Source organism: Glutamicibacter sp. ZJUTW (genome assembly GCF_008370855.1).
Taxonomy (GTDB): domain Bacteria; phylum Actinomycetota; class Actinomycetes; order Actinomycetales; family Micrococcaceae; genus Glutamicibacter; species Glutamicibacter nicotianae.
Window position 1 is genome coordinate 57,321 of sequence record NZ_CP043624.1, and the last position, 22,960, is coordinate 80,280.

The 22,960-nt window shown below is 65.5% G+C and carries 22 protein-coding genes; 13 read left to right on the forward strand and 9 right to left on the reverse strand.

Annotated elements, in window-relative coordinates; translation table 11 throughout:
- Position 1: 1 nt before the first annotated feature.
- Together F0M17_RS00285 and F0M17_RS00290 are read right to left on the reverse strand one after the other, a co-directional pair.
- Positions 2–1,459, reverse strand: coding sequence for a peptide MFS transporter (locus F0M17_RS00285; RefSeq protein ID WP_149596086.1), 1,458 nt, complete (start codon positions 1,457–1,459; stop codon positions 2–4).
- A gap of 52 nt (positions 1,460–1,511) precedes the next feature.
- Complete coding sequence (locus F0M17_RS00290; protein WP_149596087.1) at positions 1,512–2,858, reverse strand: amidase; 1,347 nt, start codon at positions 2,856–2,858, stop codon at positions 1,512–1,514.
- 67 nt (positions 2,859–2,925) lie between these two features.
- Between F0M17_RS00290 and F0M17_RS00295 the strand changes: the two genes are divergently transcribed.
- Both F0M17_RS00295 and pheA read left to right on the forward strand, forming a co-directional pair.
- Complete coding sequence (locus tag F0M17_RS00295; RefSeq protein ID WP_038993350.1) at positions 2,926–3,252, forward strand: rhodanese-like domain-containing protein; 327 nt, start codon at positions 2,926–2,928, stop codon at positions 3,250–3,252.
- Positions 3,249–4,172, forward strand: coding sequence for a prephenate dehydratase (gene pheA / locus F0M17_RS00300; RefSeq protein WP_038992673.1), 924 nt, complete (start codon positions 3,249–3,251; stop codon positions 4,170–4,172). The genes F0M17_RS00295 and pheA overlap by 4 nt, the downstream gene beginning before the upstream one ends.
- 59 nt (positions 4,173–4,231) lie before the next feature.
- Here the strand turns inward: pheA and F0M17_RS00305 are convergent, their stop codons facing one another.
- Entirely contained in the window at positions 4,232–5,278 is a 1,047-nt protein-coding gene (locus tag F0M17_RS00305; RefSeq protein WP_149596088.1) for a diacylglycerol kinase family protein, read from the reverse strand.
- A 38-nt stretch (positions 5,279–5,316) separates the two neighbouring features.
- Between F0M17_RS00305 and serS the strand changes: the two genes are divergently transcribed.
- The gene (serS, locus tag F0M17_RS00310; protein WP_149596089.1) at positions 5,317–6,594 is read left to right on the forward strand and encodes a serine--tRNA ligase; all 1,278 of its coding nucleotides are present in this window, start codon (positions 5,317–5,319) and stop codon (positions 6,592–6,594) included.
- A gap of 124 nt (positions 6,595–6,718) precedes the next feature.
- The gene (locus F0M17_RS00315) at positions 6,719–7,549 is read left to right on the forward strand and encodes an HAD family hydrolase (RefSeq protein ID WP_073707213.1); all 831 of its coding nucleotides are present in this window, start codon (positions 6,719–6,721) and stop codon (positions 7,547–7,549) included.
- 9 nt (positions 7,550–7,558) lie between these two features.
- Here the strand turns inward: F0M17_RS00315 and F0M17_RS00320 are convergent, their stop codons facing one another.
- Positions 7,559–8,161, reverse strand: a complete 603-nt coding sequence (locus tag F0M17_RS00320; RefSeq protein ID WP_073707214.1) for a hypothetical protein — start codon at positions 8,159–8,161, stop codon at positions 7,559–7,561.
- A gap of 106 nt (positions 8,162–8,267) precedes the next feature.
- Here F0M17_RS00320 and F0M17_RS00325 point away from each other — a divergent pair, with 106 nt between their 5' ends.
- Complete coding sequence (locus F0M17_RS00325) at positions 8,268–9,407, forward strand: serine/threonine-protein kinase (protein ID WP_168201910.1); 1,140 nt, start codon at positions 8,268–8,270, stop codon at positions 9,405–9,407.
- Here the strand turns inward: F0M17_RS00325 and F0M17_RS00330 are convergent.
- The gene (locus F0M17_RS00330; RefSeq protein WP_149596091.1) at positions 9,404–10,657 is read right to left on the reverse strand and encodes a hypothetical protein; all 1,254 of its coding nucleotides are present in this window, start codon (positions 10,655–10,657) and stop codon (positions 9,404–9,406) included. The genes F0M17_RS00325 and F0M17_RS00330 overlap by 4 nt on opposite strands.
- Positions 10,654–12,642: a VWA domain-containing protein gene (locus F0M17_RS00335; RefSeq protein WP_073707217.1), complete on the reverse strand. Its 1,989-nt coding sequence runs from the start codon at positions 12,640–12,642 to the stop codon at positions 10,654–10,656. The genes F0M17_RS00330 and F0M17_RS00335 overlap by 4 nt, the downstream gene beginning before the upstream one ends.
- 87 nt (positions 12,643–12,729) lie before the next feature.
- Between F0M17_RS00335 and F0M17_RS00340 the strand changes: the two genes are divergently transcribed.
- Positions 12,730–13,158 (forward strand): hypothetical protein, encoded by a 429-nt coding sequence (locus F0M17_RS00340; protein ID WP_073707218.1) that lies wholly within the window; start codon positions 12,730–12,732, stop codon positions 13,156–13,158.
- Between the two features lie 7 nt (positions 13,159–13,165).
- On the opposite strand, the gene F0M17_RS00345 is transcribed toward F0M17_RS00340, so the two are convergent.
- Both F0M17_RS00345 and F0M17_RS00350 read right to left on the reverse strand, forming a co-directional pair.
- Positions 13,166–13,816 carry a YitT family protein gene (locus tag F0M17_RS00345; RefSeq protein ID WP_073707219.1) on the reverse strand — a complete coding sequence of 217 codons (651 nt, stop codon included), beginning with the start codon at positions 13,814–13,816 and terminating at the stop codon, positions 13,166–13,168.
- Between the two features lie 114 nt (positions 13,817–13,930).
- A complete protein-coding gene (locus tag F0M17_RS00350) occupies positions 13,931–14,545 on the reverse strand; it encodes a hypothetical protein (RefSeq protein ID WP_073707220.1) in 615 nt (204 codons plus the stop codon).
- Positions 14,546–14,629: 84 nt separating this feature from the next.
- Between F0M17_RS00350 and F0M17_RS00355 the strand changes: the two genes are divergently transcribed.
- Positions 14,630–15,838, forward strand: a complete 1,209-nt coding sequence (locus F0M17_RS00355; RefSeq protein ID WP_149596092.1) for a DNA recombination protein RmuC — start codon at positions 14,630–14,632, stop codon at positions 15,836–15,838.
- A gap of 71 nt (positions 15,839–15,909) precedes the next feature.
- On the opposite strand, the gene F0M17_RS00360 is transcribed toward F0M17_RS00355, so the two are convergent.
- Positions 15,910–16,389: an inorganic diphosphatase gene (locus F0M17_RS00360; protein ID WP_038992659.1), complete on the reverse strand. Its 480-nt coding sequence runs from the start codon at positions 16,387–16,389 to the stop codon at positions 15,910–15,912.
- A 97-nt stretch (positions 16,390–16,486) separates the two neighbouring features.
- On the opposite strand from F0M17_RS00360, the gene dacB reads away from it, so the two are divergent.
- From dacB to folE, 6 genes are all read left to right on the forward strand, one after another.
- Positions 16,487–17,851, forward strand: coding sequence for a D-alanyl-D-alanine carboxypeptidase/D-alanyl-D-alanine-endopeptidase (dacB, locus tag F0M17_RS00365; protein ID WP_149596093.1), 1,365 nt, complete (start codon positions 16,487–16,489; stop codon positions 17,849–17,851).
- Positions 17,852–17,868: 17 nt separating this feature from the next.
- Positions 17,869–18,795 (forward strand): zinc-dependent metalloprotease, encoded by a 927-nt coding sequence (locus F0M17_RS00370; protein WP_149596094.1) that lies wholly within the window; start codon positions 17,869–17,871, stop codon positions 18,793–18,795.
- Positions 18,792–19,718, forward strand: a complete 927-nt coding sequence (gene tilS / locus F0M17_RS00375; RefSeq protein WP_246857099.1) for a tRNA lysidine(34) synthetase TilS — start codon at positions 18,792–18,794, stop codon at positions 19,716–19,718. The genes F0M17_RS00370 and tilS overlap by 4 nt, the downstream gene beginning before the upstream one ends.
- Positions 19,719–19,782: 64 nt before the next feature.
- A complete protein-coding gene (hpt, locus tag F0M17_RS00380) occupies positions 19,783–20,334 on the forward strand; it encodes a hypoxanthine phosphoribosyltransferase (protein ID WP_038992657.1) in 552 nt (183 codons plus the stop codon).
- A 107-nt stretch (positions 20,335–20,441) separates the two neighbouring features.
- A complete protein-coding gene (ftsH, locus tag F0M17_RS00385; protein ID WP_149596095.1) occupies positions 20,442–22,367 on the forward strand; it encodes an ATP-dependent zinc metalloprotease FtsH in 1,926 nt (641 codons plus the stop codon).
- A gap of 9 nt (positions 22,368–22,376) precedes the next feature.
- The gene (folE, locus tag F0M17_RS00390; protein ID WP_149596096.1) at positions 22,377–22,955 is read left to right on the forward strand and encodes a GTP cyclohydrolase I FolE; all 579 of its coding nucleotides are present in this window, start codon (positions 22,377–22,379) and stop codon (positions 22,953–22,955) included.
- Positions 22,956–22,960: the final 5 nt, after the last annotated feature.

The following is a 22,960-nucleotide window of genomic DNA, read 5'->3' on the forward strand; positions in this document are numbered from 1 at the left end:
CCTAGTGGATCGAGCCCATCAGCTTCTTCAAGGCCGGGGTAGCTGCCATCATGGCGATACCCAGGACGACGGCGGTGCCGCCCATGCCGATGAAGTACGGGATCTCATTGCCCTCGGTGTAGTAGCCGGCCAGCACACCCGACAGGGTGGTGCCCAGCGAAACCGAGAGGAAGAACAAGGCGATCATCTGGGTGCCGAAGGCGGCCGGCGCCAGCTTGGTGGCAATTGCCTGGCCCACCGGCGAGAGCAGCAGCTCGGCAAAGGTGCACAGCAGCAGGATGCCGACCAGCGCCAGCAGCGGAGTCTTCACGAAGGATTCCAGCGGGATGAACAGCAGGAAGGCCGCGCCCACAACCACCAGCGACAGTCCGAACTTCATCGAGGTGCGTGGCTGGCGCTTGCCCAGCTTGGTCCACAGTGCGGCGAAGATGCCGGCGAAGATGATGATGAAGACCGGGTTGATCGAGGTGACCCAGCTCGGCGGCATTTCCCAGCTGCCCAGGTGGCGGTCCAGCCGCTGGTCCGAGTAGGCGGCGATGAAGGTGAACTGCTGCTGGAACAGGGCCCAGAAGGCAGCCGAACCGATGTAGAACGGAATGAAGGCCCAGACCTGCTTGCGTTCGGTGGCGTTGACCTTCTTGCTGCGCAGGATCAATGCGAAGTACGCGATCGACGCGGCGATCACCACGTAGGCGATGGTGCTTGCCAGATTCTGCGGGGTCACGATCTTGGACGCGAATGCGGCAATGATCAGGACGATCACGGCGACGAAGATGACCACGTAGCGGTTGCGCTCGGCGGCCGGCAAAGGGTTGCTCGGGATGCGGCCGGATTCCGGCAGCTTCTTGCGGCCCATGGCGTAGATCGCCAGGCCGATGGCCATGCCGACAGCTGCGGCCGCGAAGCCGATGTGGAAACCGTACTTGACCTGCAGCCAGCCGGTGAGCAGCGGTCCGAGCAGGCCGCCGATGTTCACGCCCATGTAGAACAGGGAGAAGCCTGCATCGATGCGCGGATCATCCTTGGAGTACAGGGAGCCGACCAGGGCTACGGCGTTGGCCTTCAGGCCGCCGGAGCCGATGGCAACGAGGACCAGTCCGACGATTAGGCCCACATAGCCGGGCAACAGGGCCAGGCCGATGTGGCCGAGCATGATCGCGATTGCCGAGAAGAACAGGACGCGTTCCGAGCCGAACAGACGGTCGGAGAGCCAGGCTCCCAGGATGGTGGACAGGTACACGGCGCCGCCGTAGGCGCCGACCAGCGACAGGGCCAGGCCCTGGTCCATGCCCAAGCCGCCGTCGGTGACCGAGTAGTACATGTAGTAGGCCAGCAAGCCCTGCATGCCGTAGAAGGAGAATCGCTCCCACATTTCGACGCTGAACAGGCTTGCGAGCGCACCGGGATGACCGAAGAAGGTCTTTCCGGAAGATTTGGTGCTCGTTGTTGCAGTAGACATACGTAACATTTTTCGCTTTTGCCTACGCGAGTACCTACTTATATGGGAAAGCTCACAATTGCATCTGAGCGGCCAGCGCGAGCAGCAGCCCCTCGTCGGAACGCGGGGAAATCAGCTGAATACTCATGGGTAACCCCTCATTGGAGTGGCCCACCGGAACGGTGATGGCAGCTACCGAGGCGACGTTCACCATGGACGTGTAGGGGGTGTACTGGCACTGCAACATATAATCCACATCTGCCGTGGATTGTGTATAGTGCCCGATCTTCGGCGGGATTGACGCCATGGCAGGGGTAGCCACCACATCGAAGGCGGACCACTGGCGCACGAAGTCAGCCGCTATCTGCTTCAACCGCGAACCGGCCTGCAGGCTCTGCTCCAGGGAGCGCTCGGCGGCGCGCCGGCGGAAGTCCCTGGCCAGTTCGCCCAGCAGCGAATCATCCGAGACCTGAACGGACTTCAGTCCGTTGGTCCACACCGCCGCGAAGGTTTCCGGATAGTCGGTGGCATAGTGCAGATTCGCCGGCTGGACGCGATGGCGTTCGCCAAGGCGTTCGAGCCCCTGGGCGAATGCCGCCCGGGCTTCCTGCGACAGCTCAATCTCGTAGACGGGTTCAAAAGGAGAGTGGGTGCTGTACCCGATTTTCAGGCCATCCAGGCGCTGGGGGTAGCTGCCCTGCAGCAACGGCAGGTAGTGGTCCTTGCCGCGCATGGCGTCCAGCAGCAAAGCCGCATCCAGGGCATCATGGGCCAGCGGTCCGCTGACGGCTAATTTCGGCGCACCCATGGGGTCGGTGTAGCCATCGAGGATGTCGCTGGGGATGCGCCCCAAGGAAGGCTTCAGCCCCACCAGTCCGCAGGCCGCCGCCGGGATGCGGACCGAGCCGCCGCCATCGGAGCCCGGGCCCAGCGGAATCATGCCTGCGGCAATTGCCGCGGCCTGCCCGCCGGAGGAGCCGCCCGAAGTGCGCGTTGGATCGAAGGGATTGCGCGAAGGGGGAGCGATGAGGTTCTCGGAATAGCTGCTCAGCCCGAACTCCGGGACCTGGGTCTTGCCCAGGATCACCACGCCCTCGGTGCGAAGCCTGGCCACCAAGGAGTGGTCGCGTCCGGCCACCGCTGCTGGCATGGCCGCGGTGCCGTAGGTGGTAGGCATCCCCGCCACATCGTTCAGGTCCTTGAAAGCGGTGGGAAGACCGTGCAACCGGCCAATCTCCCCGCGGGCATGCGCCTCGTCGGCCGCTGCCGCGGCCTCCATCGCATTCTCCGCCACGTGGACGAAAGCACCGAGGTCCGCCTGCTCTTCGATGCGCTTGAGGTAGTGCTCGGTCACCTCGCGGCTTGAACGCTCGCCGCGGGCCAGCTCGTCTCGCAATTTCAGGGCGCTTGAGGGAAACATGTCGGCTTTCGACGCAGGAAATGACTAGTCTTATAAGCAAACACCCTATGTGAGAGGAATGCTAGCCGTGAGCGATTTTGAGACTGTCCAGGTCAATGATGTCCCGAAGGACGCCTTCATCCTCGATGTGCGCGAAGACTTCGAATGGGAAGCCGGCCGTGCCGCCGGAGCCACCCATATTCCCCTGGGCACCCTGCCGGAGAAGGTATCGGAGCTTGACCCGGATGTAGACACCTACGTCATCTGCCGTACCGGCGGCCGTTCGGCCCAGGCCGCCTCGTGGCTCACCGCCATGGGCTACACCGCCTTCAATGTTGCCGGCGGCTCGGATGCGTGGATCGAAGCGGGCCTGCCAATGGAAGCGGACAACGGCCAGGAGCCAACCGTACGATGAACTATGCCTATCTGGGACCTGCGGGCACCTTCACCGAGTCGGCCCTCCTGCAGGTTCCCGGGGCTGCCGATGCGCAGCGGATTCCCGCCTCCAACGTCAACGTGGCGCTGTCCATGGTGCGCGAAGGTGCCGCAGATGCGGCGATGGTGCCGATCGAGAACTCGGTAGAAGGCGGCGTTTCGGCCACCCTGGACGCGATTGCCCAGGGCGAATCGCTGCAGATTGTCTCCGAGATCCTGGTTCCGATCACCTTCGTGCTGGCGGTGCGCCCCGGCATCGACTCGCTGGAGCAGATCAAGCAGATCTCCACCCATGGGCATGCCTGGGCGCAGTGCCGCTTATGGGCCGAAGCAAATATTCCCGGTGCCGCATTCACTCCGGCCTCCTCCACAGCCGCCGGCGCCCTGGCCCTCGAAGAGGCGGATCCTCCGCATGATGCGGCGATCTGCTCTCCGCTGGTGGCCCAGGAACGCGGCTTGAAGGTGCTGGTGAGCGGCGTCGAGGACAACGTCGGAGCGGTCACCCGCTTCATCCTGGTTACCCGCCCGGGAAGGATTCCGCAGCCGACCGGTGTGGACAAGTCAACGCTGATCCTGCCGCTTCCAGAAGACCGTCCCGGTGCGCTGATGGAACTCCTGGAGCAATTCACCGCACGCGGCGTGAACCTGTCGCGCATTGAATCCCGGCCTACCGGCAAGAGCCTGGGGGAGTACTTCTTCTCCGTGGATATCGAAGGCCATGTGGCCGAGGAACGCGTTGCCGCCGCGCTGTCGGGGCTGCACCGGCTGTCCCCGAAGCTCCGCTTCCTCGGTTCCTACCCGGCGGCCCAAGGCCTGGAAGCATCCGTGGACACGCACAATTCCGACGCGGCCTTCAGCGAGGCCCGCGCCTGGGTGCAGTCGCTGCGCGACCGGGTCTAGGCACAGTGATCCCCCGGCCGTTCCTCCTGGAGGGGAAACGGCCGGGGGATAAACAGCATTTATGGGGCGCGCAGGCGCAGTGCGCTCGGGTTCACGGACACCTGCAGTTCATTGACCTGGCCGGTGGGGTCCCCATCGATCTGGGTATTCATCGGCTCATCGCAGCGCAGCGACACGCCAGTGGTCTGGTAGAAGCTCATGACCGGGATCTTGTTCTTGGCGCGGAATGCGGTCTTCAGCAGGATCCACGTCCAGCCCGCGGCCGAGCGGGGCGAGAGCACCACGGCATCCAGCACGCCGTCGTCGATCTTGGCGTCCGGCACGAAATCCAGGCCCTGCAGCTTGCCGCAATTGGCGAACAGCACCGAACGGACCTTGCGGGTCTGCCAGCTCTCGTCCTCCGAGAGCTTGAAGCTGACCTTCTTGCGCCGGCCCGGCAGCTGGCGCAGCCCGGCTTCCGAATAGGCAAGCCAGCCAACCTTGGATTTCAGCTCTTCATTGGTGTCGTCGAACAGGTCTGCGTCGGTGCCCACGCCGGCGATGACCAGGAACGCATGGTCTGCCTCGTTGCCGTCCAGCAGCTGCAGCTTCATATGCCCGACGTCGATCCGGCGAACCATTCCGCGTACCGCGACCAGCGCCGCGGTATGCAGGTCATCCACGGGGATGTCCACGTTGCGGGCCAGCAGGTTTCCGGTGCCCAGCGGCAGGATCCCCAGGGACGCGTCGGTGCCTTCGAGCACTTCTGCGACGGCGCGGATGGTTCCGTCGCCGCCGGCGGCAATAATTGTGTCGCATTGCGCATCGAGTGCTTCCCGGGCTGCGTCCTGGCCGGGATTCTCCTTGGTGGTTTCAAGGACCAGGGGCGCTTCCAGTCCTGCCTCGGCGCAGACACGGGCCACCGCTTCCCTCGCTTCGCCAGCACCTGACTTGGAAGGATTGATCACCAGGGCCACCTTGGCGGCGACCGACTGGGCGGCCGCTTCGGGCAGCTTGGCCAGCGGCTTGCTGTAGTTCGAAAGCTTGCGCACCGAATACCAACTGGTCGCCGCGGCGGCAGCTGCAGCAACCACGGCAGAGAAAACGATCACACGATTTGTCTGCATAATGCTCTCATCGTACTCATGATTGCTACCCTTAACATGTGATCGACCTGAAAATGCTCACCGAAAATCCGGATTTGTACCGTGCCTCGCAACGCGCGCGCGGTGCCGACGAGTCGTTAATCGACCAGCTGCTGGCAGCTGACACGGCACGTCGTGAAACCATCGCCACCTACGAGCGCCTGCGTGCCGAGCAGAATGCGTTCTCCAAGAAGGTCGGCAAGGCCAAGGGCGACGAGCGCGCCGCCCTGCTTGCCGAGGTCAAGGAGCTCGCCGCCGCGGTCAAGTCTGCCCAGGCCGAGTCCGATACGGCCGCCGCCAAGTGCACCGCGCTGCAGCGTTCCATCCCCAACCTGATCATCGACGGCATCCCCGCCGGCGGCGAAGACGACTTCACCGTCGTCAAGCACGTGGGCACCATCCGCGACTTCAAGGCCGAGGGCTTCGAGCCGCTGGACCACCTGCAGATCGCCGAGAAGCTGGACGCCATCGACATGGAGCGCGGCGCCAAGGTCTCCGGCTCCCGCTTCTACTTCCTCAAGGGCATCGGCGCCCGCCTGGAAATCGCGATGATGAACATGGCCCTGGATGTGGCCATGGACCACGGCTTCATCCCGATGATCACCCCGACCCTGGTCCGCCCGGAAACCATGCAGGGCACCGGTTTCGACGTCGAGCACGACGACGAGATCTACAAGCTCGAGCGCGACAACATGTACCTGGTCGGCACTTCCGAGGTGGCTCTGGCCGGCTACCATGCGGACGAGATCATGGACCTGTCCGACGGCCCGATCCGCTACGCCGGCTGGTCCTCCTGCTACCGCCGCGAGGCCGGTTCGGCGGGCAAGGACACCCGCGGCATCATCCGCGTGCACCAGTTCAACAAGCTGGAGATGTTCGTCTACGCCAGCGTCGAGGACGCCGAGGCGGAACACGAGAAGCTGCTGGCCATGGAAGAGGACATGCTCGGCCGCATGGAACTGGCCTACCGCGTTATCGACACCGCCGCGGGAGATCTGGGCATGAGCGCCGCGCGCAAGTTCGACTGCGAAGCCTGGGTTCCGACCCAGGGCACCTTCCGCGAGCTGACCTCGACCTCGAACTGCACCACCTTCCAGGCCCGCCGCCTGAACATCCGCGAACGCGAGATCGTCGACGGCAAGGCAGGCAAGACCCGTTCGGTGGCAACCCTGAACGGCACCCTGGCCACGACCCGCTGGATTGTCGCGATCCTGGAAAACCACCAGAACCCTGATGGTTCGGTCAACGTGCCGAAGGCCTTGCAGCCGTACCTCGGCGGACTCGAAGTGCTCAAGTAGGCAGTGCCGAGCAGGTGCCGGCCTCCCCTCGCGGGGCGGCCGGCACCTGCGTTTAACCGGCTGTTCACCCGTAGCTGTGCCTTGGGTCATCGCCAAATACCCGCGCTGATGGTTAACTTGAGCCATGACTGTTATGACTAAGCTCGGCAACGACGACCGGCTGACCAAGCAAAAATTGATGATTTGCCTTGACGTGGACGGCACCATCGTCAACCACCAGGGCGAAATGAGCCAGCGCGTGCGCGACGCCGCGCGGGCGGTTGTGGCCCAGGGCCACGAAGTGATCATCTCCACCGGCCGCTCCCTGGGTGCGGCCCTGCCCATCATGGAAGAACTGGGCATCGACCACGGCTACGTCGTGGTCAGCAACGGCGGGGTGCTCGCAAAGGTGTCAAAGGACGGCGTCGAGATCCTGCACCGCGAGATCTTCGACCCCTCGACAGCGCTCACCGCGCTGCGCGAACAGCTCCCCACTGCCAAGTACGCCCTGGAAAACGAGCGCGGCGAATTCCTTTCCAGCGAGACCTTCGGCGACATGAGCTTCGGCGCCGAGAGCAAGGTGGTGGATTTCGGCGAGCTGGTGAACAGCAAGGCAGTGCGCGTGGTGGTCTTCTCCACCGACAACACCGCAGAGGAATTCGGGCATGCAGTGCAGAGCCTGGGGCTCTCCGGGGTGACCTACTCGGTGGGCTGGACCGCCTGGCTGGATATTGCAGCCGACGGCACCACCAAGGCCAGTGGGCTGGAGCGCTTGCGCGCCGTCCTGGATTTCCACGCCGATGACACGCTGGCCGTCGGCGACGGGCGCAATGACATCGAGATGCTCCAGTGGGCCGGCCACGGCGTGGCCATGGGCCAGGCCCCGGATGAGGTCAAGGACGCCGCGGACGAGGTCACCGAACACGTTGACGCCGATGGCCTGGCCATCGTCCTGGAAGGACTGCTCGGCGAATAGCCGCAGCTGCTACAGCTGGTCGGTGTACTCCAGCAGGCGGGCGATCGCCGCCCGCGCACCCAGCTCGTCGTTGTAGCCCGAGCGCACGATCGCCGCGGAGACCGCCTGCGGGGTGATCCCCAGGATCTCGGCGACGGCTTTCTGCTGCCCGCGCACCCCGGGGGTGAGCAGGTCGACAACCGCCCATTCGGCCTCGGTGCGGGTGCGGATCCAATGCCCGAGCATGCGCAGCAGGCCTTCGAGCTCGCCGTCCATCTCGTCGTTGCCCGAGGACACGCAGATCGGGACCCTTTCGCCACGGTGGCTGGCGGCTTCCAGGGCGCCGAGCGCGCGCCGCACCGCCTTGCCTTCGACCAGGTCGGCCTCCACGGGCACCGGCTCATACAGGCTGCCGATGCCCAAACCGATATTGCAGAAGTTCAGCCGTGCCGCGCGCAGCAGCGCGTCCACTGCAGCATCGGGGCCATCAGGCACCCCGAGCAGCAGCTGGCCGCTGAGCGCGGTGAACGGCGCGTGCGAGCCGACCTGCTCCAGCTGGTGCCACAGCTGCTCGCTGGCGGCGGCAACATCGGTGACCGAGCGGGGCCGGGGGCTGAGCGCAACGACAAACATGCTTCAAGTATTGCCTGTGCCGGAGGCATTTGTCCTGCAAATGCAGGAAGTGACGCTCTGCGGCGTGCCCCGCTAAGCTGGTACCGGAAACTTCGAAGGAGCGTTGGTGGCGGGCGAAATCATTGCGGGGCGGTTCGAACTCATCGAGCAGATCGCCCGGGGCGGCTCTGGGACCGTGTGGCTCGCCCGCGACCTGCAGCGCGGCCAGCAATGCGCCGCCAAGGTGATGCGGCAGAGCTACAGCGGCGAGATCCTGCGCTTCGTGCGCGAGCAGGGCGTGAAATTCGACCACCCGCACCTGCTCACCCCCTACGGCTGGGCTGCCGTCGATGACCGGGTGGTCATCGCCACCGAGCTGATGCGCGGCGGCAACCTGCATACCGCAATGCAGGATTACGGGGCCTTCTCCGCGCCGCTGGTGGCCGAGATCCTGGTGCAGCTGCTGGACGGGCTGTCCCATGTGCATGAATCCGGCTGGGTGCACCGCGATGTCAAGCCCGCCAATGTCCTGCTCGAATCCACCGGCGACGGGGTGCCGGTGGTGCGCCTGGCCGACTTCGGGATCGCCACGCACCGCGACGAGCCGCGGCTGACCGAGCACGGCGTGGTGGTGGGCACCGCGGGGTTCATTGCCCCCGAACTGACCGGCGGGCACCAGCCCGAGCCCTTCCAGGACCTCTACGCGCTGGGCGTGCTGGCCGTGCAGCTGCTGCACCCGCAGCTGCGCGGCGATGCCCTGGCCGAACGGTGCCGCGCCGGCGGCTTCTGCGCCGAGAAGGAGCTCGAGGAAGTGCTCGACGGACTGCTCTCCCGTGATCCGCGGCAACGCAGTGCCGCGGCGGACCGGGCGCCGCACTCGCTGGCTGGGTTGCGCCGCGAGGACGGCTACGAGGTCGCCTCCGGAGAACGCCTGGAGGTCTTCGACCACTTCGCGCCGCGGCTAACCCAGGACGCACCTCAGCCATCTGGCACTGAGACGCAACCAGCGGTGCCATCCGAGACGAGACCCGTGGCGCAATCCAAGACGCAACCCGCTGCTGAACCAGCACCAGCGCCGGCCCCGAAGCCTTCCCGCAGCGGCCCGCGCTCCGCGGTCCAGCTGCTGCCGTGGATCGCCTTGCTGCTGGCCCTGGTGCTCGGTGTGCTCTCCCTCTGGTTGGTGTTCGGCCAGTCGCCGGACGCGGCAACGGCCTCCGCGGCAGCCGCAGTGGCTGGCGTGGAGGCCGCCTGGCCGCCCGGAGGCTAGACGCGCTGCTTGCCCGCTGCCTGGGCACGCCGGCGCCAGAACCACAGGCCGGCGTAGCCGGCCAGGGCCACGGCCGCGCCGCCGGCCAGGGCGCCGAGCTGCGCGCTGCCCGGCAGCCAGCTGCCGGATCCCGCCGCAGTGCCGCCGGATTCTGCCTGGGCCGCCGGTTCCCAGCCATCGGTGCCGGTGGCCTCACCGGTAACCTCGATGGCCAGCTCGAAGTTCAGCGGGTTCAGCCCGCGCGGCTCATAGGCTGTGCCGGCCACGGTGATGTAGTAGTCCCCCGGATAGCCCAGCTTCGGATGCGAGCCGTCGACCTGCAGGTCGCGGGACACCGTCGTGGCCAGGCTGCGGGTCAGCGAGGCGCCGGCATCGTCTGCAGATAGTTCCTGCTTGGCGGTGCCGGTCATGATGCCATTGTGCAGCAGCGGGTTGTAGGTGCCGGTGACCAGTTCCTTGGCGCTGGCATTGGGGGAGTCGAGCACGGTCATCCGGTAATTCAGCCGTTGCCCCTGCGCCACATGGACCTTGTAGTACTTCACCTCATTGGGGAGCACCGAGTCCGAGTAGGCGGCGCCGGAGGACAGTTCGGCCGCGGTGGAGAAGCCGCTGCCGCCGGATACTGCCTGCGGCTCGGCATCCAGCGTGACCGACACCGGCGGCAGATCACCTGGGGTGGTGCCGGTGAGCGTGGCAGGATCCAGGGCCGGCTGCACCACGACGGTGATCTGCACCGGCAGCTGCGCATCATCCTGCCAGCGCCCATCGCGCTGCAGGGACAGGTACAGTTCGTCGTTGTTCTGGTCCAGGCAGCGCGAGTAGCCCTCGGCCTTCTTCGGTTGGGAGTCCAGTGCCACCAGCGGAAGGCTGTCGATATTGCGGCGCGAGGTGGTGTTGCTGCCGCGGTCGCACCAGTCCCCGTTGGCCTGCACCAGCGCGGCCGATAGTTCGGTGCTCTCCTGGCTGGTGGGCTGCTGCGATGGATCGACTACCAGCTGCGCGCTCACGTGCAGCCGTTCGCCGTCGGCAATCTGCGGCAGCCGGTAATACAGCGCTGAGTCGTCGCCGGTGGTCGGCAGCTCGTCGACCCACTGGCCGGCCTCCAGCTGCGGGGCCGATGCCTGGTCCTGTGCGCCGTCGATCTGCTGGCCGACCGGTTCATGCAGGGGGAGTTCCGCTTCGGAAGCCAGCGCGCCAGCGGCCGGCGACAGGGCAAGTCCGGCACAAAGCAGGGTGGCAAGGATTCTCATGGTCGGCCTCCTGGCACGGTCGGGTCGATGTCGTCGGAGTGCTCATGGGCGGTCGTGGCCCGGTTTCGGAAGAGGAAGGTTCCCGCGCCCAGCAGGGCGGCGGTGCCCACCAGGCCGCCGGTGAACCAGGGCCACAACGGTGCCGAGGAGGCTGCCGGGGCGGTTTCGGCCTGCGGTTCGCTTTCGGACGGGGAAGGGGCGGCCGATGATGCAGGGGCGGCTTCCGCTTCAGTGGCGGTTTCCGATTCCGTGGCACCGGCCTCGGGCGAGGCGGAGGGCATCTCGCTGGCCTCGAAGATCGGGGCGGCACCGGCGAACTCCTTCTCGGTGCCGGTCACGTCGACGGCCAGCTCGTAGTCATAGGGCACGCCGTTGGCCTTTTGCATCCAGGTGTCCGAGTAGATGACCACATAGTAGTCGCCGGCCAGGTAGTTCGACCGGCCGATGTAGCTGTCATAGTTCGACTGGTCCACCGCGGTGCGCATGGACCGGGTGATCGTTTCCCCGGAGGTGCTCTCGTGGAGCCGGCCGGTGCCGAGCATGTCCACGCCGTCCCGCACCGGGGAGTAGACGCCCATGGTCACGGCCTGGGCGCTGGCATCCTCGTTGTTCCCGCTGGTCAGCCGGAGATTGAGCTTCTGGCCGTTGCCCACGTGGACCTTGTAATACCGTGCCTCGCTGCTGAGCACCGAGTCGGCGTAGATCGTGCCGGACTTCACCGGCAGCGCGTCGTTGAAGCTCGAGCCGCCGAGGACCGGCTCTGGCGTTCCGGTGAGGGTGACCGACTGCGGCTTGTCCTCCTCGCTTGCCGGGGCGCCAAGCAGCGCGGCGTCCACCGCAGGCTCCAGCACATAGCGCAGCTCCACGGCCATCGGGTCCTCGTGGAACAGCGAGCCCTCGCGGGTGACCTTGGCGAACAGCTCGCCGGTGCCGTCGGCGAAGCAGCCGTAGCTGGAGTCCTGGACGAACTCGGGGCTGCGGGTGTAGGCGGCCAGCGGACGGCCGAGCTCGTCGCTGCCCACCGTGTAGCTGTCGCCCGAGGAGCACTGCGAGCCCTGGCCGTTGACCAGTTCGACGATGACCTTCGCCGGGTCGTCGTCATCCGCGTCGATCTTCTGCTCGGGGATCATGGTTGCGGAGAAATGAGCATACTGCCCGGGCTGCAGCGGGCCGATCTTGTAGTACTTGGTCGTGCCGTCGTTCGAGTTCCAGCTGTCGGTTTCACCCTTCTCCAGCTCGTCGAGGTACTGGCCGGGGACCATCAGCGGCGCCTCGTGCAGGCGGGCGCCGCCCTCGATGGGCGTGCCGGCCGTGGAGTATCCCTGGAAGGCGCGCAGCGTGCGGCTGGTCAGCTCCTCTTCCAGCGACTGCGCGTCGTCGACGTCCACGTAGCTTCCGCCGGTGGTCTCGGAAATGCATTCGAGCTGCTGGCGGGCCTTGTCGTTGACCTTGAATCCGATGGTGTGCACGGTCAGGGCGATGCCCTGTCCGGCCAGGTCCTTGGCGGCCTCGCAGGCCGGCGGCTTGTCGCAGTTCTCTTCGCCGTCGGAGACCAGGATGATCGACTTTGGCCCTTCGATGCCTTCCAGGTCCTTGGCCGCATGGAGCAGCGAGGCGCCGATCGGGGTTTCTCCCACGGCCTTGAGCTCATCGATTTTCTTGGACAGTTTCTTCTTGTCCACGGCGCCCGGTTTCTGCACGGTGGTGATGTCGTCGCATTTGCCCGGGGACTTCGAGCCGTAGACGACCAGGCCCATCGTGGCATCTTCCGGGGAACTGGCAATCAGGCTCTTGGCCGCGGTCTTGGCGGCGTCGATCCGCTTGGTGCCTTTGGCGTCGGCGTCCTTTTCCAGCATGGAGCTGGAATAGTCCATGACGACGACCACTGGTTCGGTGGTGGTTTGCTCATCGGCGTGGGTTGCGGCCAGCGGCACGGCGGCCAGCAACACTGCCAAGAGCGGTGCGAGTAGATGTCGGCGAAGCATCAGGCTTTCCTTCCGGCGGTGATGTTTGCAGTTGCAAATATATGCCATTTGTTTGCAATTGCAAACCCCCGTGCGAAAATTGTTTCCATGGACAGTCCTATCGAACAGCAGCGGAGGCTGTATGGCGCCCCCCTGGCGGAGCGTTTCGGGCACGTGATGGAAAAGTATGCCTTGTCCCAGCGCTCGCTGGCCCAGGTGCTGGGTCTCTCCGCGCCGATGCTTTCGCAGCTGATGGGAGCCAAGCGGATCAAGATCGGCAATCCGGCGGTGCTTGGGCGGCTCATGATGCTCGAAGCCCGATCCGACGAAGCGGATTTGCAGGCGGTGCTCCAGCAGGCCGAGCTGCTCGATGCCGCCACTGCCACCCGTGGATCGGCGGAAGCGGGGGAGGGTGCGGCGGCCAGCGAGTACCTGCGGTCGGTGGGCAGCCCGGAAGTGCTCGCAGAGATGGCAGGGCTCGCCCGGGCCCGTGGCCACGAACAGCTGGCCGAAGTGCTGGAGCGGGCCGCACGCTAAGCGCCCCTCAGACGCCCGCGGTCGCGCGCTGCGCGTCCAGGCGCACCGTGGTGTAACGGAAGAAGAACTGCGTGGCGGGGCCGATTAGCAGCGCATAGGCCACCGTGCCCACGCCCACCGGACCGCCGAGCAGCCAGCCGATCCCCAGTACGCACACCTCGATGATCGTGCGCAGCAGGCGGATCGATTTGCCGGTGCGCAGATGCAGCCCGGTCATCAGGCCATCGCGCGGCCCGGGCCCGAAATGGCAGCCGATGTACAGTGCGCCGCCCAGTCCATTGATGACTATGGCGCCCACCAGGGTCAGGATCTGCCAGCCCAGGCCATGGACATCGGGGATGAGCCAGAGGAAGAAATCTAGGCCGAGCCCGATAAGCAGCACATTGGCGATGGTCCCCAGCCCCGGCCACTGCTTCAGCGGAATCCACGCCAGCAACACCACGACGCCGACAAGTATCACGATGGTTCCCAGCGACAGCGGAATGTGGTTGGCCAGGCCCAGGTGCAGCACATCCCATGGGTCCACGCCGAGCTGGGCGCGGATCAGCAGCGCCATGGCCAGCGCAAAAAGCATCAGGCCGATGAACAGATTTGCCAGGCGCAGCGGGAGCTTCCCGGCGCGCAGCTGATCGAGCGGGGTGAGATTGTGCAGGGTCATGATGATTCAAGGCTAGCCTCGCGCCGAACCGCCACAGTAATCCGCAGGTATCAGTTGGTCATATTCCCGGTGCCAGTTAACGAAGGGCAAAGCGTCGTTGAAAAGTGGGCCAACTCAGCCCAGTGCACCCAGTATCGCGATGCCCAGCGCCTGTGGCAGCTCGCTCAGGCCTGAGCGCTGCTGCTGGATAGCCGTTGCATCGGTTTCGGCGCCTACCGTGGCCCGGATTCCCGGCGGACGCAGTGCAGGAACGTGAATGAACAATGCCGGGACCGGCTGGGAATAGGCCACATAGGCAACGTGATTGCAGACGAAACGCCCGGCGTCCTCGGACACGCTGGCCTCAAGGCCGGCGGCCAGCAGGGCCTGGGCGGCCGCCGTTGGATTGATGCTCGCCTCCACTCGCGTCGGGGCGTTTTCCCTGATCGCTGTTGAGCGAGGCTGCTCTCCATCATTGTCTGGAATGCGCGCATGATCCTCGTTGACCGCCCAGCGCTCCGGAGTAATCGCGGCTCGGCCCCCGGCCTCGCCAACGCAAATCAGCGCATCGGGCTGATGCTCGGCCAGCAACGACGCAAGGACCTGCCCGGAGGCCGCGAAGGACACCGGCAGGATCGCGGTGGTCACCTCGTGCTCGCCAAGTCGAGCTGGCAGCTGGCGGACCGCCTCGCCGCTGGCATTGAATGCGTCATTGCCGAAGGGCTCGAAACCGGTGACCAGAATGTGCATGAACCCATTATGTCCCCAAACTGTCGGTGTCCGCTGATAGGACTGGGGGTAATGGTTCGCTCGACAGATCTTGGCTAGGTGCTCATGATTATCGTGGTTTTTGTACTCGTCATCCTCAATATTCTTGCAACGGCATGTGTTGCTCTGCTGCTGATTCGCAGGACTTCGGGCTCCGAAGGCACCCAGGTCCAGGACGCGGTGCGTGCTGGAAATGCGGAGCTGAGGCAGGAACTGGGAACCCAGCGCACCGAACTGCGCCAGGGCATGGGCGAGGTGCGCACCGAGCTCGATGCCAAGCTGACCGCGATGGCCGAAGCCAATGCGAACCGCCATCTGCAGGTCCAGGTGCTGCTCCAGCAGGAAATGGAAAAGCTGCGCGCCGGCAATGAAGCCAAGCTCGAGAAGATGCGCGAAACGGTAGACGAGAAGCTGCAGGGAACCCTGGAGAAGCGGCTCGGTGATTCCTTCGAATTGGTCAGCAAGCGGCTGGAAATGGTCCAGAAGGGCCTGGGTGAAATGCAGTCCCTGGCCCAGGATGTCGGCGGGCTCAAACGCGTGCTTACCAACGTGAAGAGCCGCGGGTCCTGGGGAGAAGTGCAACTGGCCCGACAGCTGGAAGACATCCTCACCGCAGAGCAGTACGAGCAGAACGTGGCGGTGGTCCCTGGCAGCCGCGAGGTCGTCGAGTTCGCGGTGATCCTTCCCGGCCGGGACGCCGGAACGATCTACCTGCCGATCGACTCCAAGCTGCCTCAGGAAGACTACGAGCGCCTGCTCGATGCCCAGGAGCACGGAGACAAGGCGGCCATCGCCGCGGCCGGCAAGGCGCTGGACCGGGCAATCCTCGAACAGGCCAAGCTGATCTCCAGCAAGTACATCGCCCCGCCGTACAGCACCGACTTCGCCATCATGTACCTGCCCACCGAAGGCCTGTTCGCCGAGGTGGTGCGCAGCCCGGGGCTGGCCAGCAAGCTGCAGACCGAGCACCGGGTGCTGGTCACCGGGCCGACCACCCTGATGAGCCTGCTGAACTCGCTGCAAATGGGCTTCCGCACCCTGGCCATCGAGAAGCGCAGCAGCGAAGTGTGGCAGGTGCTCTCGGCAGCCAAGGAAGAATTCCGCAAGTACGGAGATGTTTGGGACAAGCTGGGCAAGCAGCTGGCCACGGCGCAGAACACGGTGCGCGATGCCGGCACCCGGACCCGGGCGGTGGAGCGCAAGCTCAAGGACGTGCAGACCCTGGAAGTTGCCGCGCAGGACGACGTGCTCAGCTCGCTGCTGCCCGAGGCATAAGGCCACCCGGAAAAAGCAATGGCGGCGACCCCCGCATGGGGATCGCCGCCAATCCAGCTCAAGTCCAGCGACTAGGCCTTGAAGCGCTCGATGGAGCGAGCCAGCTCGGCCTCGGCAGCCTCGCGGCCTTCCCAGCCCTCGGCCTTGACCCACTTGCCTGGCTCCAGGTCCTTGTAGCGGGTGAAGAAGTGCTCGATCTCCTTGATCAGCCATTCGTCGATGTCTTCAAGTTCCTTGATGTGGTCAAAGCGCTTGTCGGCAGGAACGCACAGCAGCTTGGCATCGCCACCGCCATCGTCGGTCATGTTGAAGACGCCAATCGGGCGGGCTTCCACGACAACGCCTGGGATCAGGTCGACACCTGGGAGGTAGACCATGGCATCCAATGGATCGCCATCTTCACCCAAGGTATCGTCGAAGTAGCCGTAGTGGGTTGGGTACTGCATCGAGGTGAACAGCACGCGATCCAGGCGCAGGCGGTGGGTCTCGTGGTCGATCTCGTACTTGACGCGCGATCCGGTAGGGATCTCGATGGTCACGTCGTGGCTCATGAAAAGCACACTCCTAAACTAGTCTTAGGGATATCCGCTAATAAGGGTATCGCCCCATTGCGCCTGATGGATAAAACTGCGAGAGGAATGTAACCATATGAACACTGCCGCCCGACGCGCCATAACGCTGGGGGTGGCGATTGTTGCCGTGGTTGCAGTCGTCGTCGCGATGCTCCTGGCCCCGCGATTCTTCACCGGGGAGCCCGAAGCTTCCTACACCCCGGCTAGCGCGCAGCTGGCCGCGCCATCCCCAGTCGCCGTGCGGGATCTGGACCCCGAAGCCGTGCAGCCGGACCCCGGGATCCTCGCCGCGAAGCTGGACGCCATCCTTGCCGACAAGCCCGACCGGACCTCCTTCAGCGCCCAGGTGGTGGACGTCGCCACGGGCAACGTCCTGTATGACAAGAATGCCGCCGCAAACGGCACCCCGGCCTCCAGCCTGAAGGTCGCCACCGCCATCGCCGCCCTCGACGCCCTGGGCGGAGGCACCCAGCTGTCCACCAGCGTGCTGCTCGATGGCGGAACGCTGATCCTGCGCGGCGGGGGCGATGTGCTGCTGGGCGACGGGGAATCCGACCCGGCGCACCCCAAGGGCTATGCAGGACTGGCGACCTTGGCCAAGCAGACCGCCGATGAGCTTGAAAAACGCGGGATCAGCGAGGTCGAGCTGTGGCTGGACGACTCGCTGTTCGGCGACGCGCACAGCAACCCGGACTGGGACAAGTCGTTGTTCACCTCGAACAATATTGGCGAGGTCTACCCGATAGCGCACTACGCCGGGCGTGCCGGGCAGAGCACCAGCACCGCCTACCAGTCCGACGCCGCCCAGCAGGTCCGCAAGGTCTTCGCCCAGGCCCTGAGCGAGCGCATCACGGTGACCGAGGGCGGCCGCGGACCCTATGCCGGCGGCGAGCAGATCACCGAGGTGAAATCCGCGCCGCTGCGTGATGTCGTCAAGCACATGCTGCTGGTCTCGGATAACTACATCGCCGAAACCATGGGACGGCTGGTCGCGCTCAAGCGCCAGATGCCCGCCGAGCAGGCGGGAGCCGCCGTCGCCGCGGTAGCCGCCGAGCACGGGGCGAGTGGCCATTCGCTGGTGGACGCCAGCGGCCTGGCCGCCAAGAACCAGATTTCGCCCGCCGCGCTGACCGCAGTGCTGCGCTCGGCGGCCACCAGCGGCAAGCCGGAATTGCGCGAGCTCGTCTATTCGCTGCCGGTCTCCGGCTACAACGGCACCCTGATGCACCGCCTGGACGGTGCCGCGACACTTGGCCTGGTCCGTGCCAAGACCGGTTCGCTGACCGGCGTGGCCACGCTGACCGGCATGACCATGACCGAAGACGGGCGCCTGCTCGCCTTCTCGATCTACGCAAACCAGCCCAACGGAGCACTCGCACCCCACAAGCCAACCATTGACTCTGCAGTCACCGCCATCCGCGGTTGTGGCTGCCGGAGCTGAAAGCTCAGGAGCAGTAAATGAACCAGTTCGTCGATTGGAACCTGGCGGCCAAGGCCGCGAAAACCCTGATGCCCGCCGGGCCGAGGATCCAGGCCCAGGATGCCGCCCGGATCGTCGAGGAACTGCGCATCGCCGCCGGCGAAGGCCTGGTGGAAGCCGAGAAGGTCTCCAGGCTGGCCTCGACTGCGCCAGCGCAGACCCTGGTGGTTGACCGCTCAGGCTGGGCCAAGGCCGTCAGCCAGAACTTCGCGGCCATGCTCCCGTCAATGCGCCAGGATGTCCCCGGCGCGGTACCGCTGATCGCCGGCGCCGAACTCGGCGCGGTGCTCTCGGTGCTCGGCACCCGGGTGCTGGGCCAATTCGATCCGTTCGTCGGACCCCGGCTGCTGCTCAATGCCCCGACCATCACCCAGATCCGCGGCGAACTGAACGTCAACGCCCGCGACTTCTACCTGTGGATCGCCACCCATGAGCAGACCCACCGCCTGCAATTCGAGCATGCCCCCTGGATCCCCGAGGTCATGAAGCAGACGCTGGCCGAGGCCTTCGAGCCGCTGGCCGGCACTACCAATTCCATGGGCGCACTGGGCGAACGCCTGAAATCCATGAAGTCCGAGGTTTCCGAGCTGACCAGCATCATGTCGGTGCTGGAGGGGCACGCCATGGTGGTGATGAACGATGTCACCTCGATCCGCAGCATCAAGACCATCCGCCGCCGCTTCGAAGCCCGCGGCGAGAACCGCTCGGCCCTGGCGATCCTGCTGGGCAAGCTGCTGGGCCTGGATGCCAAGGCGCTGCAGTACAAGCGCGGGGCGAAATTCGTGCGTCATATCGTCGATGAGATCGGCTATGAAGGCTTCAACGAGATCTTCACCGCCCGCGAGCTGTTCCCCAGCTCCGAGGAACTCGACCACCCCGAACGCTGGCTGGCCCGCACCCGATGAGCCGCGCCCTGCACCTCGCCCGCGGCGCGATCCAGGCCAGCTGCGCGCCGGGGCTGAACCTGATCGGGGTCTCCGGCGGCGCCGACTCGCTGGCCCTGGCCATTGCCGCGGCGACGCTGCCTGGTTCCTTCGGTGCGGTGGTCATCGACCACGGCCTGCAGGCCGGCAGCGCCGAGGTGGCCGAGCACGCCGCCGCGCAGTGCCGCGAGCTGGGGCTGGATCCGGTGCAGGTGATCCGGGTCGAAACCTCGAAAGATGAGGATTCGGCGCGCAAGGCCAGATACCGGGCCTTCGAAGCGGCGATCATCCAGCACAATGCGCAGACGCTGATGCTCGCGCATACCCGCGACGACCAGGCCGAGCAGGTGCTGCTCGGATTGCTGCGCGGATCGGGTACCCGTTCGCTGGCAGGCATCCCGGCCCGCCGCGGACCCTACCGGCGTCCCCTGCTGGACCTGTCCAGGGAGCAGACCGAGCAGATCTGCCGGGTGGCGGGCCTGGACTTCTGGGAAGATCCGAGCAACACGGACACCGGCTACCGGCGCAATCTCATCCGCCACCGGATCCTGCCCTTGCTGCGCGACGAGCTTGGCGAGCATGTCCCCGTTGCCCTGGCGCGCACCGCCAGCCTGGCTGCCGCCGACGCCCAGGCACTGGATTCCTGGGCGCAGGCGGCCAAGGCCGAGCATGGGTTGCGGATCGCGGAACTGGCCAAGCTGCCGGTGGCCGTCAGCTCGCGAGTATTACGCCTGGCCGCCATGGAAGCCGGCGCTAGGAATGTGGGCTATGAGCGAACGGCGGCGCTTTGCGCGCTGGCCGGATTCGGCGTCCCCAAGTCCAAATCGGCTGGTCCGGTGCAGCTCGATGGCGCGATCAGCGCCTTCCGCCGGCAATCGGTGATAGTTTTCACCACAACCGGCTAAACAACAATCCGCCAAATGTGGCACTCTAGGTAAGTACCACACCTCTAGAATCAGGAGAATTCTCGTGGATTCCAATGCAGTCAAAGCCGATCTTGCGCACGTTCTGTACACCAAGGAAGAAATCCAGGCCCGCGTGGAGGAACTCGCCGCGCAGATCGACAAGGACTACGAGGGCCGCGACATCCTCGTGGTAGGTGTGCTCAAGGGCGCCGTGATGATCATGGCCGACCTGGTCCGCGCGCTGAACTCCCACCTGACCATGGACTGGATGGCAGTGTCATCCTACGGTTCGGGTACCCAGTCCTCCGGTGTGGTGCGCATCCTCAAGGACCTGGATTCCGACTTGATGGGCAAGCACGTGCTGATCGTCGAGGACATCATCGACTCCGGCCTGACCTTGTCCTGGCTGAAGTCCAACCTGGAATCCCGCGGCCCGGCATCGGTGGAAATCTGCACCCTGCTGCGCAAGCCCGAGGCAGCCAAGGTGGAAATCGACGTCAAGTACGTCGGCATGGACATCCCGAACGAATTCGTCGTGGGCTACGGCCTGGACTACGCGGAAAAGTACCGCAACCTGGATTGCGTGGGCACCTTGGCCCCGCACATTTATCAGTAGGGAACTTTTCGCGCCATTGGGGCGTTGAGAAGTATCGAAGGTGGCGTGACCCGGACGCCAGAGCAGTGCGTGAGGGGGATGCGCCAGGCGCGGGGCCTGGCGGATCAATGAAAACGAAGAAGCTTTTTAACAGCTGGATCATTTGGGTTTTGGTCGGCGTCGTGGCAGTGGTGCTGTTCCTGCCGATGGTCTTTGGCAATAATTCTGCCAAGGTGGATACCTCCGTCGGCTTGCATCAGCTGACCAGCGGCAATGTCACCGAAGCGAAGATGTTCGATGGCGACCAGCGTGTCGACCTGAAGCTGCGCGACGCCCTGAAGGTGGACGGCGTGGACAAGGGCACCACGGTGAGCTTCTACTACTCGACCGCCCGCGCCGAACAGGTCGTCGATGAGATCAACAAGGCCAATCTGGGCAAGTTCACCGACCAGCCGGTGGAAAGCAATTGGCTGCTGTCGATGCTCGGGATCATCATCCCGTTCCTGCTGATCGCCGGCATCTTCTGGTTCATCCTCGCCCGCTCGCAGGGCGGCGGCTCCAAGGTCATGCAGTTCGGCAAGTCCAAGGCGAAGCTGATCACCAAGGACATGCCGCAGGTGACCTTCAAGGACGTCGCCGGCGCCGACGAAGCAGTGGAAGAACTCCACGAAATCAAGGAATTCCTGCAGGAGCCAGCCAAGTTCCAGGCCCTGGGCGCGAAGATCCCCAAGGGCGTGCTGCTCTACGGCCCTCCGGGCACCGGCAAGACCCTGCTGGCCAAGGCGGTGGCCGGCGAAGCCCAGGTGCCGTTCTACTCGATTTCCGGCTCCGACTTCGTCGAGATGTTCGTCGGCGTGGGCGCCTCGCGCGTGCGCGACCTGTTCGAACAGGCCAAGAACAATTCCCCGGCGATCATCTTCGTCGACGAAATCGACGCGGTGGGCCGCCACCGCGGCGCCGGCATCGGCGGCGGCAACGACGAGCGCGAGCAGACCCTGAACCAGCTGCTCGTCGAGATGGACGGCTTCGATGCCACCACCAACGTCATCCTGATCGCCGCGACCAACCGTCCCGACGTGCTGGACCCGGCGCTGCTGCGCCCGGGCCGCTTCGACCGGCAGATCCCGGTGGAGGCACCGGACTTGAAGGGCCGCGAGCAGATCCTGTCGGTGCACGCCAAGGGCAAGCCGATGGACGCCACCGTGGATCTGAACGCCGTCGCGAAGAAGACCCCGGGCTACACCGGCGCCGATTTGGCCAACGTGCTCAACGAGGCCGCGCTGCTCACCGCACGCTCCAACGCGAACCTGATCGACGACCGCGCGCTGGATGAGGCCATCGACCGCGTCATGGCCGGCCCGCAGAAGCGCACCCGGCTGATGGACGAGCACGAGCGCAAGGTCACCGCCTACCACGAGGGCGGGCACGCGCTGGTCGCCGCCGCGATGAACCAGACCGCACCGGTCACCAAGATCACCATCCTGCCGCGCGGCCGCGCGCTGGGCTACACCATGGTGGTTCCGGAATCCGACAAGTACTCGGTCACCCGCAACGAGCTGCTGGACCAGATGGCCTACGCCATGGGCGGGCGCGTCGCCGAGGAGATCGTCTTCCACGACCCGTCCACCGGAGCATCGAACGACATCGAGAAGGCCACCGCCACCGCGCGCAAGATGGTCACCGAATACGGCATGAGCGAGAAGGTCGGCGCGGTGCGCCTGGCCGGCTCGGCAGCCGAGCAGGGCATGGGCAACGCCGCCCGCGAATTCTCCGACGAAATGGCCCACCTCGTGGACCAGGAGGTACGCGAGCTGGTCGAGCAGGCGCACAACGACGCATACCAGGCGCTGACCGCCAACCGCCATGTGCTCGACCGCCTGGCCCTGGCCCTGCTGGAGCGCGAGACCCTGAATCAGGCGGAGATCGCGGAGATCTTCGCCGACCTGGTCAAGCGCGAGAAGCGCGAAGTCTGGCTGAGCAACGAGGCCCGTCCGGTGCACAGCGAGGGCCCGATATTAAGCCCCAAGGAGCGCGCAGCTTCCTCGACCGACTAGGATCGAAGCGTGAGTGAACTGAAAGAGATTGACCAGCCGCGGATCGCGGCAGCCGTGCGCGAGATCCTGGAGGCCATCGGCGAGGACCCCGACCGCGACGGCCTGGTCGACACCCCAAAGCGGGTGGCCAAGGCCTACGCGGAGTTCTTCGCCGGCCTGCACCAGCAACCGGCAGACCACCTGTCCACCACCTTCGACATCGAGCACGATGAGATGGTGCTGGTCAAGGAGATCCCGTTCTACTCGACCTGCGAGCACCACCTGGTGCCCTTCTACGGTTCGGCGCATATCGGCTACATCCCGGGCAAGGGCGGCAAGGTCACCGGCCTGTCCAAGCTGGCCCGCCTGGTCGAGGTGTACGCCCGCCGCCCGCAGGTCCAGGAACGCCTGACCACCCAGATCGTCGATGCGCTGGTGGAGCACCTGAGCCCGGCCGGCGCGATTGTCGTTGTCGAATGCGAGCACATGTGCATGTCCATGCGCGGGGTGCAGAAGCCCGGAGCGAAGACCGTGACCAGTGCGGTGCGCGGCCAGCTGCGCGAGACTGCCACCCGTGCCGAAGCCATGAGCCTGATCCTCGGAAAGTAGGAACC

Excerpts from the sequence above, each read along its gene's own strand:
- F0M17_RS00290 (WP_149596087.1), bottom strand. The coding sequence starts at position 2,858 with ATGTTTCCCTCAAGCGCCCTGAAATTGCGAGACGAGCTGGCCCGCGGC.
- F0M17_RS00370 (WP_149596094.1), top strand. The coding sequence starts at position 17,869 with ATGAACCAGTTCGTCGATTGGAACCTGGCGGCCAAGGCCGCGAAAACC.
- F0M17_RS00335 (WP_073707217.1), bottom strand. The coding sequence starts at position 12,642 with ATGCTTCGCCGACATCTACTCGCACCGCTCTTGGCAGTGTTGCTGGCC.
- tilS (WP_246857099.1), top strand. The coding sequence starts at position 18,792 with ATGAGCCGCGCCCTGCACCTCGCCCGCGGCGCGATCCAGGCCAGCTGC.
- F0M17_RS00340 (WP_073707218.1), top strand. The coding sequence starts at position 12,730 with ATGGACAGTCCTATCGAACAGCAGCGGAGGCTGTATGGCGCCCCCCTG.
- F0M17_RS00350 (WP_073707220.1), bottom strand. The coding sequence starts at position 14,545 with ATGCACATTCTGGTCACCGGTTTCGAGCCCTTCGGCAATGACGCATTC.
- ftsH (WP_149596095.1), top strand. The coding sequence starts at position 20,442 with ATGAAAACGAAGAAGCTTTTTAACAGCTGGATCATTTGGGTTTTGGTC.
- F0M17_RS00360 (WP_038992659.1), bottom strand. The coding sequence starts at position 16,389 with ATGAGCCACGACGTGACCATCGAGATCCCTACCGGATCGCGCGTCAAG.
- pheA (WP_038992673.1), top strand. The coding sequence starts at position 3,249 with ATGAACTATGCCTATCTGGGACCTGCGGGCACCTTCACCGAGTCGGCC.
- F0M17_RS00315 (WP_073707213.1), top strand. The coding sequence starts at position 6,719 with ATGACTGTTATGACTAAGCTCGGCAACGACGACCGGCTGACCAAGCAA.
- F0M17_RS00355 (WP_149596092.1), top strand. The coding sequence starts at position 14,630 with ATGATTATCGTGGTTTTTGTACTCGTCATCCTCAATATTCTTGCAACG.
- F0M17_RS00330 (WP_149596091.1), bottom strand. The coding sequence starts at position 10,657 with ATGAGAATCCTTGCCACCCTGCTTTGTGCCGGACTTGCCCTGTCGCCG.
- dacB (WP_149596093.1), top strand. The coding sequence starts at position 16,487 with ATGAACACTGCCGCCCGACGCGCCATAACGCTGGGGGTGGCGATTGTT.
- F0M17_RS00305 (WP_149596088.1), bottom strand. The coding sequence starts at position 5,278 with ATGCAGACAAATCGTGTGATCGTTTTCTCTGCCGTGGTTGCTGCAGCT.
- F0M17_RS00320 (WP_073707214.1), bottom strand. The coding sequence starts at position 8,161 with ATGTTTGTCGTTGCGCTCAGCCCCCGGCCCCGCTCGGTCACCGATGTT.
- F0M17_RS00285 (WP_149596086.1), bottom strand. The coding sequence starts at position 1,459 with ATGTCTACTGCAACAACGAGCACCAAATCTTCCGGAAAGACCTTCTTC.
- F0M17_RS00345 (WP_073707219.1), bottom strand. The coding sequence starts at position 13,816 with ATGACCCTGCACAATCTCACCCCGCTCGATCAGCTGCGCGCCGGGAAG.